Annotated in this window: 1 pseudogene; it reads left to right on the top strand. The window is 74.4% G+C overall.

The window, feature by feature from the left end:
* Window positions 1–181 precede the first annotated feature (181 nt).
* Window positions 182–313 (top strand): annotated as a pseudogene (locus tag JHD67_RS21910) (AIR synthase-related protein); the annotation flags it as partial.

Raw genomic sequence — 313 nt, 5'->3', positions numbered from 1 at the left:
CCCCCCCCCCCCCCCCCCCCCCCCCCCCCCCCCCCCCCCCCCCCCCCCCCCCCCCCCCCCCCCCCCCCCCCCCCCCCCCCCCCCCCCCCCCCCCCCCCCCCCCCCCCCCCTTTTTACTGATCCGGCGCCCACCGAGATCTACACCCGAACGTTGTCGTCGGCAGCGTCAGATGTGTATAAGAGACAGGATCTGGACCTTGGCGGCGTCACGCTGGCCGATGCCCTGATGGCGCCGACCACCATCTACGTCAAGCCGATGCTGGACCTGCTGAAGAACCAGCCGGTGCATGGCATGGCCCACATCACCGGTGGC

It is taken from the genome of Dyella sp. ASV21 (assembly GCF_016428975.1).
In the GTDB taxonomy this organism is placed as follows: domain Bacteria; phylum Pseudomonadota; class Gammaproteobacteria; order Xanthomonadales; family Rhodanobacteraceae; genus Dyella.
This window is presented reverse-complemented; position numbering and strand designations above follow the sequence as displayed.